The organism is Bradyrhizobium sp. Kon10 (assembly GCF_055807395.1).
Genome location: NZ_JBVVOZ010000221.1, coordinates 1 through 272 on the forward strand (window position 1 = coordinate 1; position 272 = coordinate 272).

Consider the following 272-nt stretch of genomic DNA (forward strand, 5'->3'; position numbering starts at 1 on the left):
GTCATTCGCGGGCCCAATGTCACCGCCGGCTACGAGAACAATCTGGACGCCAATGCCACCGCCTTCGCGCATGGCTGGTTTCATACCGGCGACCAGGGCATGCTCGACGATGACGGTTATCTGCGCGTCACCGGCCGGCTCAAGGAGATCATCAACCGTGGCGGCGAGAAGATCTCGCCGCTCGAGGTCGACGACGTGCTGATGGATCATCCGGCGGTGGCCCAGGTCGTCACCTTCGCCACGCCACACGACAAGCTCGGCGAGGAGGTCGC

Annotated in this window: 1 pseudogene; it reads left to right on the forward strand. The window is 64.3% G+C overall.

Annotated elements, in window-relative coordinates:
- Nucleotides 1-272: pseudogene (locus AC0L2O_RS36800) on the forward strand (AMP-dependent synthetase); the annotation flags it as partial.